The following is an 18,607-nucleotide window of genomic DNA, read 5'->3' on the forward strand; positions in this document are numbered from 1 at the left end:
AGCATGAGCCGGAAAGGCAACCCGTATGACAATGCCTGTATGGATTCCTTCTTTGCGACGCTCAAAAAAGAGTTGGTATACCGCCGACGGTTCCAAACGAAAGCCGAAGCCATCCGGACAGTGAATTGGTACATCTCGGTTTTCTATAATACGAAGCGCCGGCACTCCAAGATTGATTATCTTTCCCCGGATGAGTTTGAACGCCTGCATGAACCGCTGTTTCAGGCAGTCCAATCTGTGTGACCGGCCAGCTTTTTGTCTTTCTTGACTGTGCTTTTGATTTGGCTTTTTCCATTATTTTTATCTGATGTGTGTCCATTTTCTTGACTTAATTCCAATTGTGTACTTTTCGTTGCACAACTATGTACTTCTCTATTGCAAAACACAATAAATGGGTTACGATTTGGTTCCACCACTCTCTCTACGACTAAATACAGGTTGGGAAGCCGTTTCATTTAGTCTTAGAAACTGTTTCTACGACCAAATAATTAAATATAGTAAGTACGCGGACCGGTGAGGCAGCTCTGGTAAATGGCTTTTAAAGCATAGCGCACCCGCCTTTTGGAATACATATGAGCGATCCATTCGTAAATCAAGTTGGTAGTCAATGGAACATCTGGAAACAACAAGGAAAACTCTTTGCTACTGCGTTGGATGGAATGAGTGATGGTTTCTATGTGGCCACACTTCAAACAAGTCCGCATTTTCCTCGTATCGGTGTGGCGAGTGGAGAAACATTTAGGACAGAAAATCCCTTTTTTCAACTCATCAAACCGATAATCCGGCAAATTGTGGGGGCGGTAGTCGTCGTTATGCAGTTTCAATATTTCTTGAGCCAGATGGAGCTGCTGGTGTTTTTGATCATTGTGCGGAGTTGCGACACTCCGGAAGTGGCTGTGCAGCTGATTTGGAAACAGGAGAGCGGGGTTGGGAGGAAGTTTTTCAATCGAAAAATTAGGGTTAATGAAGACCACATAAAACGCAGTTGTCAACTGATACCCGCGGTTCAGCATCAAGTTATACAACAAACTATCTGCTCGGTCCGCCTGTCCCAAAGGATTGCGCATGCGGTATCCGGATTCACTGTAAAAGCTCCCGTCCCGGTAGTGATATGCGCCGGAATAATTTTTTACTTCATAAAGAAGCACTCTCTTTGCAGTCACCACCACGGTGTCGGTCTGGAATTCAGCGTTCCCGTTTTTCAAGTTCAGTCCGTTTAACACGACGTCATGCTTAAAATAGGGTGCCATATATTCGTCGAACACCGACTCTCCTTTGTGACCTGAAATCTGGTTCAAATAATCGCGGCGGTGCTGTCCGGTCAGAGTCCACCGGTAATTCAGTACGTCATAAATTTGATGCGTGATTGATTTGTCTCTCGGTTTTAAAATCATTTCACCACTCCTCTCATTGAGCTCTTCACAGTAAAGATACGCAAAAGAGGGCAGGAATAATTTTTTTTGTCCAAATAATTCAGAAAGCAGTATGCGATTTGGTCCTAAGAAAGGAAATAAAGCCAAATTAAAGTGACATAATTTTGTGATTTAGTCCATTTACACGAAACACGACCAAATAGTCTCTAGAAGATTTATTTAGTATTTACTCAAAAGTTGTTAATACAAATTTATATTAAGTCTTTACAACTACAAAAAACCGCGGTACAATATCGATAAAGAAAACGATTACAAAAGGAGGCGGGCGACGATTACGTCTATTGGTTGTTAGGAGGAAAAACAAACAAGGAGAGAAACAAGACTATGGAGAACAGCAAATTTGTTGAAAAAATGAGCGCGATTGCGTTTAAGATCAACAGTTACAAATACATCATCGCGATTAAAAACGCGTTCGCAAGTCTGTTGCCAATTATCATCACAGGAGCGTTTGCGACCTTATTTTCCAATATGGTTTTCGACAGCGTGAACGGGCTGGCGCGGTTTGGTCCGCTGGCATTTTTGGAGCAAATGAAGCCAATTTCCCAGGCAATCAACTATGCGACCATGAACCTGTTGACGATTGCGGCCGTGTTTTTAATTGGGATGGAAGTAGCCAACTTGAATAAATTGAAAGGCCATTTTGCCGGATTGCTGGCGGTGGTCAGTTATATAGCCGTGATTCCGACAACGATTGAAGTGCTGACCGGGGAAGAACAGCTGGTGGAAGTCGCCAACGTCATCGGGAGCGACTACACCGGTTCCCGCGGGTTGTTCCTGGGGATGGCGGTTGCGATTTTGTCGATTGAATTGTTTACCTGGCTCACGAATCAGGACCGTCTGCAAATCAAGATGCCGGATTCGGTGCCGTCCAACGTGTCCCGCAGTTTCTCAGCGCTGATTCCGACGATTTTGACAGTGACTGCGATGGCGACGTTGAGTTTCCTCATTCAACTGGTCACCGGCATGCACATCTACGAAATCATCTACAGCCTGGTGCAGCGTCCGCTGGAAAACGTTGTACAGGGATTGCCGGGCGTGCTGCTTCTGATGTTTGTGGCGCAGGTGTTCTGGGTAATCGGAATCCACGGAAACCAAATGGTGAAACCGATCCGCGAGCCGATTTTGCTGGCGGCGATTGCAGAAAATACCACTGCGTTTGAAGCGGGAGAAGCGATTCCGAACATCATCAATATGCCGTTTTGGGATATTTACATGAGCATGGGAGGTTCCGGTGTCACTATCGGACTGCTGATTGCGATTTTCCTTGTCAGCCGACGGAAAGATTTCCGTTCCATTGCCAAACTGTCAGCGGAACCAGGTTTGTTCAACATCAATGAGCCGATGATTTTCGGACTTCCGGTGATGCTGAACCCGATTATGGCGATTCCATTTGTCCTCACACCGCTCGTGACCGGTACAATCGGGTATTTCGCGACAGCAGTCGGCTTTGCCGGACCGGCAGTGGTCATGATTCCGTGGACCACACCGCCGATTTTAAGTGCCTACATCGCAACTGCAGGAAGCATTGGGGCGGTCATCACGCAAATCGTATGTATTGCGGTGGCCACATTGACTTACCTGCCGTTTGTCCAAGTCAGCAACAAAGCAGTGACCATTGAAGAAGCCGAAAAAGAAAAATACGGCGAAGAAAGAACCGAGAGTGCAACACAAGTGAAGTAACCAAAAAAGGAGCAGGGTATTTGTGAAGAAAAGGATTCCAGCAGATTTTGTGATAGGTGCAGCGTCTTCCGCTTGGCAGACAGAAGGGTGGATGGGCAAGAAGGAAGGCCAGGATTCGTATTTGGATAGTTGGTACAAACAGGAGCGGTTCGTCTGGCATGAAGGGTACGGACCGGCTGTGGCGACCAATTTTTATGAAAAGTTCCAAGACGATGTGGACTTCATGAAAGAAATCGGGTTGACGCATTACCGGACCTCGATCAACTGGGCGCGATTTTTTACCGACTACGAAAATTGTGTGGTGGACGAAGACTACGCGCAGCACATCGATGACTTGATCGATGCCCTCCTTGACGCAGGAGTTGAGCCGATGCTGTGTTTGGAACACTACGAGATGCCGACCTTTTTACAGGAGAAATACGACGGCTGGAGCTCCAAAGAAGTGGTGGAGCTGTTTGTCCGTTACGCGGAAATTGCGTTTGACCGATATGGGGACCGCGTGAAGCAGTGGTTCACGTTCAATGAACCGGTGGTGATTCAGACGCGGGTGTATCTGGATGCCATCCGTTGGCCGCACGAACAAAACACGAAGAAATGGATGCAGTGGAACCACCACAAAGTATTGGCGACCGCCAAAGTGGTTCGCTTGTTCCACGAAAAAGAGATGGACGGACGCATCGGAATCATTCTCAATCCGGAAGTGACCTACCCACGCTCGTCGTCGGAAGCCGACCAAAAAGCGGCGCACCTGTACGATTTGTTTTTCAACCGTGTGTACCTTGATCCGCTGGTGAAAGGCGCGTACCCGGAAGAGTTGCTGGAGCTGTTGGAGAAGCAAGGGGTGTTGTTCGACCACACAGAAGAAGAACTCGCCGTCATCAAGGACAATCCGGTCGATTTCCTGGGCATCAATTTGTACTATCCAAAACGTGTCCAGGCACCGCGCTATGAATGGAACAAAGACACGCCATTCCATCCGGAGATGTACTACGACCCGTTTGAACTGCCGGGGCGCCGGATGAACAAATCACGGGGATGGGAAATTTATCCGCAGATGATGTACGACATGGCGATGCGCATCAAAGAAGAATACGGCAATATTCCATGGCTTATCACGGAAAACGGCATGGGCATCGAAGGCGAAGAGCGATTCCAAGACGACCAAGGCATGGTGCAGGACGATTACCGCATCGACTACATCCGCGACCATTTGAGTGCTCTGCTGGATGCGGTGGAAGACGGTTCGAGCTGCGAAGGGTACATGTTGTGGGCCTTCACGGATTGTGTGTCGCCGATGAACGCCTTCAAAAACCGGTACGGACTGGTCCGCATCGAACTGGACGAGGAACGTACGCGCAAGCTGAAAAAATCCGGTCTTTGGTACAAAGAGATCATTGAGAACCGGGTTCTTGAGGTGGAAGAGATCACAGATAAGTAAACATACAAAAGGAACCTTTTGGAAATAAGGTTCCTTTTACATATGCTATACTTGTATAGACAACTTTTGAAAGCAGGAGAGACTATGGTTAAATACAAAGCCATCGCGGAAAAAATCCGAGAGAACATCAAAGACGGCGCGTACGAGGACAACCGACTGCCGGATCAAATGACACTGGCGGAAGAATTCGGTGTCAGCCGCGTCACCATCAAAAAAGCCTTGGACTTGTTGACGACGGCCGGGTTGGTGTATTCCATCCAAGGGTCGGGGACGTATGTGAAACAGAACGCCCTCCATTCGGTGAAATCGAGCATCCAAATCGGGCAGAACGTCGGTTTGACGACGGCAGCCAATAAAATTTTAGATTTGTCGAGCAAGGTCTTGGACTTTTCCGTCCGGTTTCCTTCAAAAGAGGAGACGGAATTATTGATGATTCCAAAAGAATCTCCTGTCTATGAAATCAACCGGCTGCGAATTTTGGAAGACCGGCCGTACTCCGTCGAGCATACCGTTATTCCGGTGCATCTCGTGCCGAATATCACGGCGGAAGTGCTGGAGCGCTCCTTATACCAATACATCCGGGAAGAAGCGGGCTTGGTTTTCGGCGACAACCGGCAGACCATCCGCGCCGCCCAACCGAACGAGACCGACCAGAAATATTTGAACTGCAAAGAAACGGAACCGGTGCTCGAAGTGGAGAAAGTCATGTTCCAAGAAAACGGCGTCCCGTTTGAATATTCCATCGTCCACCACCGCTTCGACATGGTCGAGATGTCGTTTGTGAATACAACGAAATAAGGATCCTATTGAAACAGCGAGTTTAGGCTCGCTGTTTTTTCGTGTGCTGAGGGCCAAATATTGAGGCGGGTTCGACGATATTTAGTCCAAAAACAGCGGGGTGGCCCAAATCGTAAAAAAGTCTGCTCCTTATTTAGACCTTTTCCACGTTTAAGGACCAAATCGCCAAGAAAGTCGCGCTTTATTTGGACACGCTGCGCCCCTGAACCAAGTTTCACTTCCCGGATTGTGCTTCTTCTATATATTGTGGTATAATATTAAGTAACCTGAAACATTATTCAGTTCTTTTTGAAATAAATGAAAGCGTTACAAAATCGGAGCTGAGGAATAGGTCAGGGGCGGGATTAGTTTCGTGAGAAAATGAAAGCGGAATCAAACGCAAAGAAGCAGGTTCAATAAAAATGATTGTTTATAAAGGAGAATGGATATGAAGAAATTATGGAAAATCTCAGCTTTTGCGTTGGCGCCTTTTGTCCTGATGGCCTGTGGAAATAGTGAGCAGGCAGCCGGGGGGAACGCATCTGGAAACGGAACACTGCGGGTGATGCTTTCGGAAGAGCCAACGGAAGAACACGCATTAAATAATGCCTTGAATAAATGGGCGGAAGAAACTGGAAACAAGGTTGAACCGCTTGTTGTTCCATATGAAGACCAGGTGACCAGTTTCCGGTCGATGGCGCAAAACAATGATTTACCCGACTTGGTGGCGACCACCCAGTTGACCCGCCTGTACCCGGAAGAGTTTCATGACTTGAGTGACGTGATCGACAAATCGATGTTCGACCAGACAGCGCTGCAAATTATTGCTCAGGACGATGAGTTGGAGTCGCGCCTGCTGATTGCGCCGAACCAATACACGTTATCCAATTGGTACTACAACGCAGATGCATTTGATGAAGCAGGGATTGAAGCACCGAGCGCCGACGACGTTTGGACGATGGAAGAAGTGTACGACGCGGCTGCACAGCTGCAAGAGAGCGGAGCAGTGAAATACGGTCTGGCGGTTGACTACTCCAGAGCTCGGTACGACAACTTGATGTACAGTGACGGCGGATCCATCACAGTCAAGGAAGGCGACGAAATTTTGGTCAATGCCAACGCTCCGGAAAATGTTCAAGTGCTGGAAACGTTCGTGGAGAAAAACGATGCAGGCATTCTGCCGAAAGTCATTTGGACAGGCGGTTCTGCGGACAGCCCGACGGATTACTTCATCAACGGGGACGTGGGCATTTACCTTTCCGGAACGTGGAACTACAACCAAATCCTTCATAACGCAGACTTCAACTTCGCGGTCATGCCGTCTCCGACAGGGTCGAAACAGCAGTCCGTCATCTCAGGCGGTTCGGGACTGGCCGTTCCTGAAAATTCTGAAAACCAAGCGATGGCTGAAGAGTTTTTGACTTGGTTGTATGAAGAAGACAACTACCTGGAATACTTGGAAAGCGACAAAGGCATTTCCTTCATCGAAGGAGTGACGGTGGATTATGACGACGAGAAAGTCGCCGCTGACTACGAAATCATCCAAAACGAGATGCAAAATGTCACGGAGGAATTCATGACGGATCACTCAGCCAGATGGACCAACTACTTGGACAGCGAATACCGCGACTACCTCAGAAGAGCCGTTGCCGGAGAGATGACGCCTCAGGAAGCGTTGGATGCTTTCGCACAGGATTTGTCTGAAAAAGCAGGTTGGGAGATTAAAGAGTAAGGGGTTTTAGTATGAGCGATTACAGTTTGGACGATAAAAGAAAAGTGGGTGAAAAGCAGCAACGCAAGAAAAACAAATATCAGTCATCCTTAAAAAAAGCCTTTTGGTTGTTTGTCCTGCCGAGCGGATTGCTTTTCGGCGTATTCTTTCTCTATCCGTTGGCTTTGAACATGTTCCTGTCATTCACCAACTTTGACGGCTGGAAAACGATGGATTTTATCGGCATCGACAACTACACTCGTGCGCTGAACGACCGGGATTTTTACGCGTCGTTCACCCGCACGATGGTGTACACCTTGGTGAACCTGCCTTTTAAAGTCGGGATTCCGCTTGTTTTGGCCACTTTGTTGACGTCCAAGAGAGTGCGGTTCAAAACGTTGACGCGGACCGCCATTTACATTCCGGTGTTGTTGTCGCCTTTGGTGGCGGGGATCACGATCAACTGGATGTTCAGTCAGGAATACGGCTTGATCAACTTCTTGATCCAATTGTTCGGCGGCACGGCGATCGGGTGGGCCAGCAGCAAATGGCTGGCCACATTCGTCATCAGTGTCGCCAGCAACTGGATGACGGCCGGATTTTATATGATCATCTACATCGGCGCCATCAACAACATTCCTGAAACCATTTATGAAGCCGCGGAAATCGACGGCGTCAACTCGATCCAAAAGTTTCTCCGGATTCAGGTTCCACTGCTGGCGCCGACCACCTTTTTGGTGACCTTGTTGAGTACGATCAACTTGCTCAAAGAGTTTGCGTTGGTCGAAGGGGTGACGCAGGGCGGACCGGGGACGAGCACCACGTTTATCATCCAATACATCATGCGGCAAGGTTTCAACCAATTTGAATATGGATATGCCGCGGCCGTTTCGACGTTGGTGATGATTGTCTTTGCGATTGTGGCGTATATCCAGTTCAGGATCACCAGAGGAGGGGAAATTTAATCATGCGTAAGGAAAAAACGAATTTCACCCTCACGTTTATCAGCATGGTCTGCGGACTCTTGATTCTTTTTCCGATTATCTGGTTGATCTTCAGTTCCTTCAAACCGTCCAACGAGCTGTTCGGATATCCGTTGTCTTTGCTTCCGGAAGCGCCGACGCTGGAGCACTACACCGATGTGATCAACGACGGATTTTTCACCTATGTCGGCAACAGTTTTATCCTGGCTGTGGTGGGAACCGCCATCACATTGGCCATCAGTTCGATGTGCGGCTACGCTTTGGCGGTTTACCGGAAAGAAGTGAAATATACCAACTTGGTGTTCGCCATCTTTTTACTGGGAACATTGATTCCCGGAGAAACGATGGTTATCTCCCAATTCACGGTCATCAGTGCCTTGGGATTGTACAACAGCATTTGGGGTGTTATCCTTCCGGTGGTCACCACGACAACGGGGATCTTCATGTACCGCCAGTTTTACCTGTCCACGCCGACTTCCTATATTGAAGCGGCCCGCATGGACGGTGCGTCGGAGTTTTATATTTTCGGAAGAATCATGCTGCCGCTGGCGAAACCGACCACCATCACTTTGACGTTGTTCAGTTTCATGTGGCGGTGGAACGACTATATCCTGCCGCTTATTGTGTTGACCCGGCAGGAGAAATTCACCATCCAAATTGCGATCCGGAACTATATCGGATTCAACGGAGTGGATTGGAACTCGATTCTGGCCGCTTCGGTGTTGTCCATCATTCCGATCACGCTGTTGTTTATGTTCCTGCAAAAGCACGTGGTGGGGACGGATGCATCATCGGGAGACAAAGGATAAGAAAAACCACCAACGGAATAGGGGGCCGTTGGTGGTTTTTCTGTGGGCCAAATTTTGAAAAGAAATCGGAGTGATTTGGACCAAATCCGACAGAAGAGCGCTGAAGATTTGGACCTTTTCCACGCCTAAGGACCAAATCGCCAGGAAAGTCTCGCTTTATTTGGACTCCTATATAAAAGAAATCCCAGTGCCTCAAACGAAGCACTGGGGTTTCTGTATTATTTATTTCAACAACGCTTTCGGCAGTTCCATCCGGACGGAGACATTCGGGTTGACCACCTGGCAAGTGTGCAGGTTGCCGGCCAAGGACAACAGCATCCCGGCTTGGTTGAACGTCAATTCGGATTTTTCCTGGACCAATTTCACCATATTGTGTGTAGCGAGCTTGCCCGCTTCTTCCAAGGTTTCCCGGGCACCAATCGTTACCCAAAGGTCTTCGGTTTCCACCAACGGAACCGGCAAGTTGAAGTTTTTCACGACTTCCACGGTAACTTCGACCTCACCTGGAATTTCCAGCCCGTCGCCCATGATTTCGCCGTCACCCATCGTGGCGTGTAAATCACCCATCGCCAGCAGTGCGCCTTCCACATTGACCGGTAAGTAAAGGGTGGCGCCTTCCGCGATGCGGGTGGTGTCCATGTTGCCGCCGTGGTCGTGAGGTGTGCCAGTGTTGACGCCTTCTCCGGCCGGCGCCGTACCGATGACGCCGATCATTTTACGCAACGGAATATGGATGCCTTTGTAGTCGACATAGTCGTCGGTGACCCGGCAGACCACCGTTTCTTCTTCGGTGATGCTGTCGGCCAAGTTCCCCAGACCCGGTGCGGTCACCACGACGCCTTGGTCCGCCACCTTAATCGAGTGGATGGTCACCTTGAGTGTGTCGCCCGGTTCAGCGCCGTTGACGTAAAGCGGTCCGGTTGCCGGGTTCACTTTGCTGAAATCAATGGAGCTGACCACATCGGCTTCGCTTTGAACTGTGTTGGAAAAACAATCCAATGTCTCAAACACGACGGTTGACCCGCTGTCCACTTGGAGTGCCGGCTCGTTGTCTTTGTTCATTTCGAAAATCACGTGCTCACTTGAAATTCTCATGCTCTTTTCCCCCTAGAAAAGTAATGTGTTACACCTCTTATTATGCCCGATTAGCGGAGGAAGTCAAAGTGGTGGAGGAATAGTGGCACACCAAAACCAAAAAAAGCTGCCTCCGAGGAGACAGCTTCGTTTGGTTTATTATGCTTTTACTGCTTTTTTTGATACTGTGCGGTAAGCGGTCGTGCGGATACCCGGAATCGTCAGCATCACCACAAAACTGGTGAGGTAGAGGATAGACAGGAACGCCATGACTGCGAACAAGCTGTAGTGGTCCATCAGAAAGCCAATCACCACAGAAGAGAACCCGCCGACAGCGCGTCCCACGTTCAACACCGCGTTGTTTGCGATGGAATGGATGCGGCTTGGGTACAATTGGCTGACCACTGCGCCGTAGCCGGGGAACATGCCATTGACGAAGAATCCGACAAACGCAGCGCCGAACAACAAGGCCAGCTGGCTGTTGATGTAGACGAACAAGAACACGGATGCGGCAGAGACCAACAGGAAAATCGCGAAGATCCGGCGCGGTCCGAATTTGTCCAACAACCGGCCGAAAACCAGCATCCCCAACGACATGCCGATGATGGTCACGACCATCCATAAAGAAGAACCGGTGACGGACAAGCCGAGGCGCTGTTGAAGAATGGACGGCAGCCAGTTCATCAATCCAAAATACCCGGCGATTTGAACGGTTGTCATGAGCATCAAAGCGAGCGTAGTGTGCGTCAGCTCTTTTGTTTGGAACAATTCTTTCAAAGACGGTTTCACGCGGTCGATTTCTTCAGGAGATGCCATCAGTTCAAACTCCCGGTCCACCGAAACGTGCAGCCAAACCACCAACAACACTGGAATCAAACCGAACAAGAACAAACTTCTCCAGCCCAACAGCGGGATAATCATTCCTGCCAAAAGCGCAGCCGCGATGGAACCCAATTGTCCCGCGACGCCGTTCCAAGAGGACATGACGCCCATTTTTTCCGGTGGGGAAACTTTGGCGATCATGCTGATGGCGATGCCGTACTCGCCGCCTGCACCGATCCCGGCGATGAAGCGGAGCACGCACACCCAGAAGAATGACTCAGCGAAGAACAAAGCAGCAGTAGCGAGTGAGAAAATCAGAATCGACCATTTGAACAATTTCACGTTTCCTTTACGGTCTGCCAGGACACCAAAAATCAGTCCACCCAGCAGCATCCCCAGATTCGTGATGGTAGAAATAAAGCCTCCTTGCGCACCTGTTAACCCGAGATCAGTGATGATAGACGATAACGCGAACGACAAAAACATGACGTTCATATCATCCAATCCTGATCCGGTCAAGGCCGCGAAGAGGGCTTTCCGGTTATTTTTGGGCATAGTGGTACTAGCCATTTGACATCTCTCCTTAAAATGGATGCTCTCTGTCATCCTTTATTTTAACTCCAACACAGTATAGCCGGTAATTTTCATTATGGCAAGCTTTTTAAATTTTGTTGACAAAACAATAAGCGTTCTTTAAGATGAAACCGATATGAATAGAGATTTCCTTAACTTGGTCCAGAGAGGCTGAAAGGAAGTGCGGAATTAAGAAGCAGTCTGTGCGTTCCTATGCCTATTTTTGGTATAGGCCTTTTTTTATAGGGAAAATGAGGAGGAGTTTGGATGACGACAAAGCCGATTGTGGCACTGGATGTACCGTCACGCGAAGACGCATTGGAATTCTTGGAACAATTTGGAGACGAATCCCTTTATGTGAAAATCGGGATGGAATTGTTCTATGCAGAAGGTCCGGATCTGGTCTGTGACATCAAGCAGAAAGGTCACCAGGTTTTCTTGGATTTGAAATTGCATGACATCCCGAACACCGTGTACCGCGCAATGAAAGTGTTGGCCGGATTGGGCGTGGACATGGTGAACGTACATGCAGCCGGGGGAACTGAAATGATGCGGGCCGCTAAAAAAGGATTGGAAGAAGGAGCCGCGGACGGGAAACGACCATTGTTGATTGCGGTCACCCAGTTGACATCCACCACAGAAAACACGATGCAACGGGAACAGTTGATCCCTGTTTCATTGAAAGAGAGCGTCAGCCAGTACGCGTCGCTAGCCCAAAAAGCCGGATTGGACGGCGTGGTTTGCTCGGCATGGGAAGCGGAGAAAATCCACGAAGCAACCAGCGAAGATTTCTTATGCGTGACACCAGGAATTCGTCCGGAAGGCGCGGAAGTAGGCGACCAAAAGCGCGTGGCCACACCAGGAAAAGCCCGTGAACTGGGAGCCGGATACATTGTGGTCGGGCGTCCGATCACACAGGCAGAAAATCCCGTGGCGGCATACCGAATGATTGAAAAGCAATGGAGAGGGGAAGAATGATGGAACAAGCGAAAAAGATTGCGGGATTATTGTTGGACTGTGAAGCGGTCAGCTTAAGTCCGAATGAACCTTTTACATGGGCAAGCGGCATCAAAAGCCCGATTTACTGTGACAACCGAATCACGATGAGTTATCCGAATGTCCGGAAAGAGATTGCCCGCGGGTTGGCGGGACTGATCCAAGAGTTTTACCCGGGAACAGAAGTCATTGCCGGGACCGCCACTGCAGGCATTCCACATGCCGCCTGGGTCGCGGAAGAACTGAACCTGCCGATGATCTACATTCGAGGCAAAGCCAAAGGACACGGCAAACAAAACCAGATTGAAGGTTGTCTGACAGAAGGACAAAAAGTCGTCTGCATCGAAGATCTGATTTCCACCGGCGGAAGCGTCATCGACGCCACCAAAGCGGTTCAACAGGCCGGCGGAGACGTGATCGGATGCGCAGCCATTTTCAGCTACTTGTTGGAAGAGGCGGACACGAATTTCAAAGAATCCGGCCTGGAACTGCACACCCTCTCCAACTACCAAGCGTTGATTGAAGAAGCTGTGGAAAGAGGCACCATCACCGGAGACGACAAGCGATTGTTGGAAGAATGGCGCAAGAACCCGAGTAAGTGGGGGAAATAGAATAAAGAAAAGAGGTGCTTCAAACCGTGTGAATGTGGTTTGAGGTGCCTTTCTTTTTATAAATTGAGTAGTCAAATGATGTTACTTGAAAAGTACAGGTGGGAGACATAGATTGAATATAAGAAAGCAACTCCAATGAAAGGAGTCCCTCGCATGCTCACAAACCATTCTCTTTACACCCAAATCACCCACCACTTAAAACAAATCTACGGACCCGACTACAAAGAAGACTACACCGATCAAATGGAGAACCTACTCCAGAAATGGAAAAAGAAAGACCATGTCCCATCCAAACGCCTGTCCGAGAAAAACGTCTACCTGATCACATACGGCGACAGCATTCAAGAAGAAGGGGAAGCACCGCTTTCTGTGCTGCACCGCTTTTTGAAAGAAGAAGCGCACGAGATCATCAAAGATGTTCATTTGTTGCCGATGTTTCCTTACACATCCGGTGACGGCTTTTCGGTGGTGGATTACCGCGAAGTCAATCCGGACTTGGGTTCATGGGATGACATCGCTGAGTTTTCTCAAGACTTCCGGTTGATGTTCGATTTCGTCGCCAACCATATGTCAAAATCAAGTCCATGGTTCCAGCGATTTTTGGAAGAGGACCCGAAGTTTGCGGGTTACTTCATTGAAAAGGATGAGTCTTTTGATACGAGTCAGGCCACACGTCCGCTTTCGTGACATCTTTTAAGTTAGAGTCCATGATTTCTTCTTTTAACTGATCTGTATCTAGGTTAAAATGTAAGCGGGCCATCATTCATTCCTCCAATGTATATTGTGGTGATTACATTGTACCAAAGGAATGAATGGGGCTCTTTCTTTTTACACAATTATATGGACTCTATCTTCCACAGGTGTTCACTTGCACTTTGAAGTTCACAACAACGTCGTCCAAGTCGATCCAGCTCCGTATTTGTACATGAATGTTTAAACTTTTTGAACTGCCTCCCGACTCAGAACTGTTGAGTCAGGGGCAGTTTTTTTGATTCATTCTCTCGTGAATGATATTTTGGTATACTGTAAACGAAAAGGAGGCGTTGGGATGACTTCAATGCAACTAAGGATATTAAGAATCGGATTGTGGGCATACGGCATCGTCACAATTATTTGCATTATGAGCGGCATCCTCATAGAATGGTCTTTTCTGACCGGGGTCGCATTGGCCGGCATAGGGTTGTATTGGCGGATATACATTTGGTTACATAAAAAAGCTGGCAACGTGAAACTGGCCAATGGAATGCTGTTTATTGGCATACTGTTGCTTACCTTGACGTGGCCGTACATTCAATAATCCCAAAGAGTTTTTAAGCATCCGGCTTGAAAGCTCTTTTTGTTTATCTCTCATTCGAGTTTGTTACAATGAAGAGACTAGTACGATTGACAGAGGAGAGCGTGTATGAAAGCAGAAATCATTTCAGTGGGAACGGAACTATTGATGGGGTATGTCGTGGATACGAACTCGACGACCATCGCGCAGGAGTTATTGGATATCGGCATCGGGACGTATTACCGGCAGATTATTGGAGACAACCCGGAGCGGATGCGTGAAGCGGTGGAAATTGCTGCGGAGCGTTCAGATTTGGTGGTTTTGACCGGCGGACTCGGGCCCACCAAAGACGACATCACCAAACATGTGGTGGCGGAGATTGTGGGTGATGAACTGGTTGAAGACCCCGAGCAATTAGAGAAAATTGTGGACTACTTCAAGAATCGCGGCGACGATTTGCCGGATAATATTTACCGACAAGCATTGACATTCAAAAACGGACTCACGTTTTTGAATGAAGTGGGGCTTGCCTGCGGGTCGGCGTATGAAGTGGAGCGGCCGGGGGATGTTCCGCAGCATTTTGTCTTGCTTCCAGGGCCGCCATTTGAAATGACGCATATGCTGAAGAACTATGTGAAACCGTACATCCAGTCCAAAGTGCAGACGGACGGCGTCATTGAATCGTTGTACATGAACCTGTACGGCATCGGCGAATCGAAAGTAGCGGACCAGTTGGATGAGTTGATCGAAAACCAGACGAATCCGACCATCGCGGTGTATGCCAAACCACGGCAGGTGACGATCCGTTTGACGGCGAATGCAGCGGACACCGAATCAGCGCGAAAGCTGAACTTGGACCTCGCCGAGACAATATTGGAAGACTTTTCACCTTACTTTATCGGATACGGGGAAGAACAGACAATCGAGCACTTTGTCGTGGACCGGTTGAAAAAAGAAGAGGCGACGCTGAGTGTGGCTGAAGGGTTCACGAGCGGCAAAGTGATGGAGTCATTGGCCGCGGTTTCGGGCGTGTCGTCTGCGTTTGCAGGCGGGGTGATTGCGTTGAATGAGCAGGCAACGAGTCGGTTGTTTGAGTTGGAAGATACGGAATACAAGATAGGCGAGGCGCTCGCGGTTCGACTGGCCGAGCAGTGCGTCGAACAATGCGGCACAGAATTGGGGCTCAGTGTTATCGGAGATCTAACAGCCAACGAAGACAAGCACCTGGCATCGGGAACCGCCTATATCGGATTCGCCCGAAAAGGAGAAGCCAGCCAAGTGAAGACCTACCCTCTCAATGAACGCCCGCTTGCCGTGTTGCGACTGATTGCGAAAAACGAAGCCTTGGCATTCGTGAAAGATATGTTGGGATAAAGAATTTATGGAAAAAGCCGCTTTTGCGGCTTTTTTGTGTTGAACGGTGCCACTTGTCCGTAAAAGCACCTCTTAGGGACAAGTGAGCAACTCCACTTCTTATCATTATCACCTTTTGCATAAATTGATTATAATAAAAGTGTAAATGAAAGCGGTTTTTCTAGAAAGGAGGAATGAGATGCTGAATGAGTTGTTGAACCGGGACCGCATGCAGCATCAAAAAGGTGTCGAAAGCTGGCAAGAAGCGATCCGAGTCGCGAGCGGTCCGTTGTTGAAAGAGCATGTCATTGACGAAATGTATGTGGATGCCATGATTCAAAGTGTGGAAGACAACGGCCCGTACATTGTGTTGAAAGACTACTTTGCGTTACCTCATGCGGCTGCGGGGAAAGGAGTGTATGTGCCGGGAATGGCGCTTTTGACATTGGAAGACCCCGTTGATTTGAAAGGGAATCCGGTGAAAATCTTTCTTGTGTTGGCGGCCATCGATTCATCCACACATTTAGAAGCACTGTCTCAACTTTCTGAACAGCTGATGGACGATGAGGTCTACGAAGTATTTCTGTCCGGCGATTTGGATGCGATTGGAAACGCCTTGAAACTATGACAAAGGGGAGAAACGGAATGGCGTACAAATTTTTAGCCGTTTGTGGGTTTGGAGTAGGTTCTTCGATGGTATTGAAAATGACGCTTGAGAAAGTCGCCCGAGAACGAGGGATAGAAGTGGAGGTGGAAACGATGGATTTGTCGTCCGCCAAAGGGTCCGGTGCGGATGCCATTTTCACGAGTCAAGAACTGGGTGACGAGTTGAAACGGAGTGAGAAGATTCCGGTTTTTCCAGTCAAGCGGTATATGGACAAAGAAGAAGTAGGGAGAGCGATTGACGATTTCTTGGCCACTCATGAGGAGGTCTAATCCATGCAAGCTTTTTTGGATTTTTTGACGAATAACATTTTGCGTAACCCGCCGATTCTGTTAGGATTGATTGCCGCAATTGGCTTGATTGTGCAGAGGAAAAACGTTGGGGATATCGTCAAAGGAGCGCTGATGGCGGCGTTTGGGATGTTGATTTTGGAAACGGGGGTCGGTATGATTGCCGGCTCGATTGCCCAAATCAACACCGCGTTTCAAGAAACCATCACGAGCGGCGCAACGGTAGGGGATGAACTGACGGATGTGACGTTCACCGGTCAGTTCGGAGGCGAAGTCGGTTTGGCGATGTTTTTCGGCTTGATTCTTCATTTGTTGATTGCCCGCTTTACCAAAGTCAAAACCGTCTTCTTGACCGGACACATGCTGTGGTGGTTCCCATTCATCTTTGTGGCGGCCGGAGTGGAAGGCGGCTTGAGAGGGTTTCCGTTGATTGGCTTCAGCGCCATCTTGTCGGCCTGCTATTGGTCGTTTATGCCGTGGATTATGCGGCGGTTCATTTGGGACGTGACCGAAGACGATTCCTTCTTGATTGGGCATCCGACCGGTATTTTAAGTATCATTTCAGGGTTGGTGGCACGGAAAGTTGGAAACAAGGAGCGATCAACCGAAGAGCTCAATGTACCGAAAAGCTTGTCCTTTTTCCGTGAAATTTCGGTGACCGGCGGCATTGTAATTTTCTTGCTGTACCTGATTCTCTCGCTCTTTATTCCGAATCTTATTCCAGAAGGCGAGAATGCCTTTTTCGTCTCCGTTACCCAAGGAATCACGTTTGGTGCGGGACTCATCATTATGCTGCACGGGGTCCGGATGTTGATCAACCAGATTGTGCCGGCGTTTCAAGGGATTTCGGAAAAAGTCATTCCTGGAGCCATCCCGGCGTTTGACGTGCCGATCTTGTTTAACTACCGTCCCAACGCCGTGATTCTCGGCTTTTTGGTGGCGATGGTGACGTCGACCATCATGATTATTCTGGCGAACACCTTCAACGTCTTTGGCGTGCTGCTGATTCCGCTGGTGGTCACCTCCTTTTTTGAAATGGGCGGTGCAGCGGTTGTCGGTGAAGGCCAAGGCGGGATGCGGGGCGCCATCATCGGCACCATCGTTTCCGCGATTGTCATGGTCGGAATCATGGGAATCTCCGTCGTCATTTACAGTAACACCATCCGCGACTGGATGCTGATTTTCGGAGGAAACGACTTCTCCTTGTTCGGAACGATTGCCAAATGGATCGCAGACTTATTGTCGGGAGTGTTTTAAATGACCTTTGCTTATTTTGAAAGAATGTATGACTTGTTGAAAAAAGTGGAAACCGAAGAAGCGGAAGCCATCGAGAAAGCGGTCGAGTTGATGGTGGACGCAACGGAAAAGAAAAAATCTGTTTTTGCGTTCGGAGCCAACCATGCAGGGATTTTAACACAGGAATTGTTTTACCGTGCCGGCGGAATGATGACGATCAACCCAATTTTTGGAAAGGAAGTCTTGCTGGATGTGGAGCCGGTGACCCGGACGTCGCACATGGAGCGGCTAGTCGGATACGGCACGGCGATCGCGAACCAGACGCCTTTTTCAGAGGGAGACGTGTTGATTGTACATTCCGTTTCCGGGCGCAACCCGGTAACGATCGAACTGGCGATGGAGGCTCAGAAGAAAGGCGTCCGCACGATTTCCATCACCAACCTTGAGTATTCGAAATCTGTTTCGTCCAGGCACCCATCCGGGAAGAACCTTTATGAATACAGCGACGTGGTGATCGACAATCACGGAGATGTTGGGGATGCGGCCTGCGACATCGAAGGGTTGGAACAAAAAGTCGGTCCTTCCTCCACGGTCATAGGCGCCACCATTGTGAACACCATCGTAGTGGAAACTGTTCAACGCTTGGTGGAACGAGGATTGGAGAAGCCGCCGATCTTCTACAGCGCCAACCTGGACGGCGGCGACGCCTTGAACCGCGAGTTGTTTGAGCAATACAAGGATTCGATTCACTACCGGTTTTAATAAGGAAGCCTGCGCATCGACGCGCAGGCTTTTTCTGTTCAGAAAGGCCATTTTCTCGTTGAGCTGAGAAAATAGCCTGTTTGATGGGTGCTCACTTTTACGTGAAGAAAGGTTTCATGGAA

General features: G+C 48.9%; 19 protein-coding genes. 16 read left to right on the forward strand and 3 right to left on the reverse strand.

Features of this window, described 5'->3' with window-relative positions; genetic code table 11:
- The coding region (locus G470_RS0101060; RefSeq protein WP_028273207.1) for an integrase core domain-containing protein at nt 1–243 on the forward strand (243 nt) is incomplete at its 5' end.
- A 245-nt stretch (nt 244–488) separates the two neighbouring features.
- On the opposite strand, the gene G470_RS0101065 is transcribed toward G470_RS0101060, so the two are convergent.
- Nucleotides 489–1,394, reverse strand: coding sequence for a nuclease-related domain-containing protein (locus G470_RS0101065; protein ID WP_051258348.1), 906 nt, complete (start codon nt 1,392–1,394; stop codon nt 489–491).
- Nucleotides 1,395–1,757: 363 nt separating this feature from the next.
- Here G470_RS0101065 and G470_RS0101070 point away from each other — a divergent pair, with 363 nt between their 5' ends.
- The 6 genes from G470_RS0101070 (at nt 1,758) to G470_RS0101095 (ending at nt 8,831) form a co-directional block, all read left to right on the forward strand.
- Nucleotides 1,758–3,113 carry a PTS sugar transporter subunit IIC gene (locus tag G470_RS0101070; RefSeq protein WP_028273209.1) on the forward strand — a complete coding sequence of 452 codons (1,356 nt, stop codon included), beginning with the start codon at nt 1,758–1,760 and terminating at the stop codon, nt 3,111–3,113.
- Between the two features lie 22 nt (nt 3,114–3,135).
- Nucleotides 3,136–4,551: a glycoside hydrolase family 1 protein gene (locus tag G470_RS0101075; RefSeq protein WP_028273210.1), complete on the forward strand. Its 1,416-nt coding sequence runs from the start codon at nt 3,136–3,138 to the stop codon at nt 4,549–4,551.
- A gap of 84 nt (nt 4,552–4,635) precedes the next feature.
- The gene (locus tag G470_RS0101080; protein ID WP_028273211.1) at nt 4,636–5,349 is read left to right on the forward strand and encodes a GntR family transcriptional regulator; all 714 of its coding nucleotides are present in this window, start codon (nt 4,636–4,638) and stop codon (nt 5,347–5,349) included.
- A 427-nt stretch (nt 5,350–5,776) separates the two neighbouring features.
- Nucleotides 5,777–7,060, forward strand: a complete 1,284-nt coding sequence (locus G470_RS0101085) for an ABC transporter substrate-binding protein (protein ID WP_028273212.1) — start codon at nt 5,777–5,779, stop codon at nt 7,058–7,060.
- Nucleotides 7,061–7,071: 11 nt separating this feature from the next.
- On the forward strand, nt 7,072–8,004 hold the full coding sequence (locus G470_RS12300; RefSeq protein WP_084172022.1) for a carbohydrate ABC transporter permease: 933 nt from the start codon (nt 7,072–7,074) through the stop codon (nt 8,002–8,004).
- 2 nt (nt 8,005–8,006) lie between these two features.
- On the forward strand, nt 8,007–8,831 hold the full coding sequence (locus G470_RS0101095) for a carbohydrate ABC transporter permease (RefSeq protein WP_028273213.1): 825 nt from the start codon (nt 8,007–8,009) through the stop codon (nt 8,829–8,831).
- A 222-nt stretch (nt 8,832–9,053) separates the two neighbouring features.
- On the opposite strand, the gene G470_RS0101100 is transcribed toward G470_RS0101095, so the two are convergent.
- Nucleotides 9,054–9,926, reverse strand: coding sequence for an acetamidase/formamidase family protein (locus G470_RS0101100; RefSeq protein WP_028273214.1), 873 nt, complete (start codon nt 9,924–9,926; stop codon nt 9,054–9,056).
- A 138-nt stretch (nt 9,927–10,064) separates the two neighbouring features.
- A complete protein-coding gene (locus G470_RS0101105; protein WP_028273215.1) occupies nt 10,065–11,297 on the reverse strand; it encodes an MFS transporter in 1,233 nt (410 codons plus the stop codon).
- A gap of 270 nt (nt 11,298–11,567) precedes the next feature.
- On the opposite strand from G470_RS0101105, the gene pyrF reads away from it, so the two are divergent.
- From pyrF to G470_RS0101150, 9 genes are all read left to right on the forward strand, one after another.
- Nucleotides 11,568–12,278 carry an orotidine-5'-phosphate decarboxylase gene (gene pyrF / locus G470_RS0101110; protein ID WP_028273216.1) on the forward strand — a complete coding sequence of 237 codons (711 nt, stop codon included), beginning with the start codon at nt 11,568–11,570 and terminating at the stop codon, nt 12,276–12,278.
- Complete coding sequence (gene pyrE, locus G470_RS0101115; protein WP_156907888.1) at nt 12,275–12,907, forward strand: orotate phosphoribosyltransferase; 633 nt, start codon at nt 12,275–12,277, stop codon at nt 12,905–12,907. The genes pyrF and pyrE overlap by 4 nt, the downstream gene beginning before the upstream one ends.
- A 243-nt stretch (nt 12,908–13,150) precedes the next feature.
- On the forward strand, nt 13,151–13,594 hold the full coding sequence (locus G470_RS0101120; protein WP_420806580.1) for an alpha-amylase family glycosyl hydrolase: 444 nt from the start codon (nt 13,151–13,153) through the stop codon (nt 13,592–13,594).
- A gap of 361 nt (nt 13,595–13,955) precedes the next feature.
- Nucleotides 13,956–14,204: a hypothetical protein gene (locus tag G470_RS0101125; protein WP_028273219.1), complete on the forward strand. Its 249-nt coding sequence runs from the start codon at nt 13,956–13,958 to the stop codon at nt 14,202–14,204.
- A gap of 105 nt (nt 14,205–14,309) precedes the next feature.
- Nucleotides 14,310–15,554, forward strand: coding sequence for a CinA family nicotinamide mononucleotide deamidase-related protein (locus G470_RS12305; RefSeq protein ID WP_051258349.1), 1,245 nt, complete (start codon nt 14,310–14,312; stop codon nt 15,552–15,554).
- 178 nt (nt 15,555–15,732) lie between these two features.
- Nucleotides 15,733–16,161 carry a PTS sugar transporter subunit IIA gene (locus G470_RS0101135; protein ID WP_028273220.1) on the forward strand — a complete coding sequence of 143 codons (429 nt, stop codon included), beginning with the start codon at nt 15,733–15,735 and terminating at the stop codon, nt 16,159–16,161.
- Nucleotides 16,162–16,178: 17 nt separating this feature from the next.
- Entirely contained in the window at nt 16,179–16,469 is a 291-nt protein-coding gene (locus G470_RS0101140) for a PTS sugar transporter subunit IIB (RefSeq protein ID WP_035444818.1), read from the forward strand.
- A gap of 15 nt (nt 16,470–16,484) precedes the next feature.
- Nucleotides 16,485–17,744, forward strand: coding sequence for a PTS ascorbate transporter subunit IIC (locus G470_RS0101145; RefSeq protein WP_028273222.1), 1,260 nt, complete (start codon nt 16,485–16,487; stop codon nt 17,742–17,744).
- The gene (locus G470_RS0101150; protein WP_028273223.1) at nt 17,745–18,485 is read left to right on the forward strand and encodes a sugar isomerase domain-containing protein; all 741 of its coding nucleotides are present in this window, start codon (nt 17,745–17,747) and stop codon (nt 18,483–18,485) included.
- Nucleotides 18,486–18,607: the final 122 nt, after the last annotated feature.

Origin of the sequence: Atopococcus tabaci DSM 17538 (assembly GCF_000429585.1) — a bacterium.
GTDB lineage: Bacteria > Bacillota > Bacilli > Lactobacillales > Carnobacteriaceae_A > Atopococcus > Atopococcus tabaci.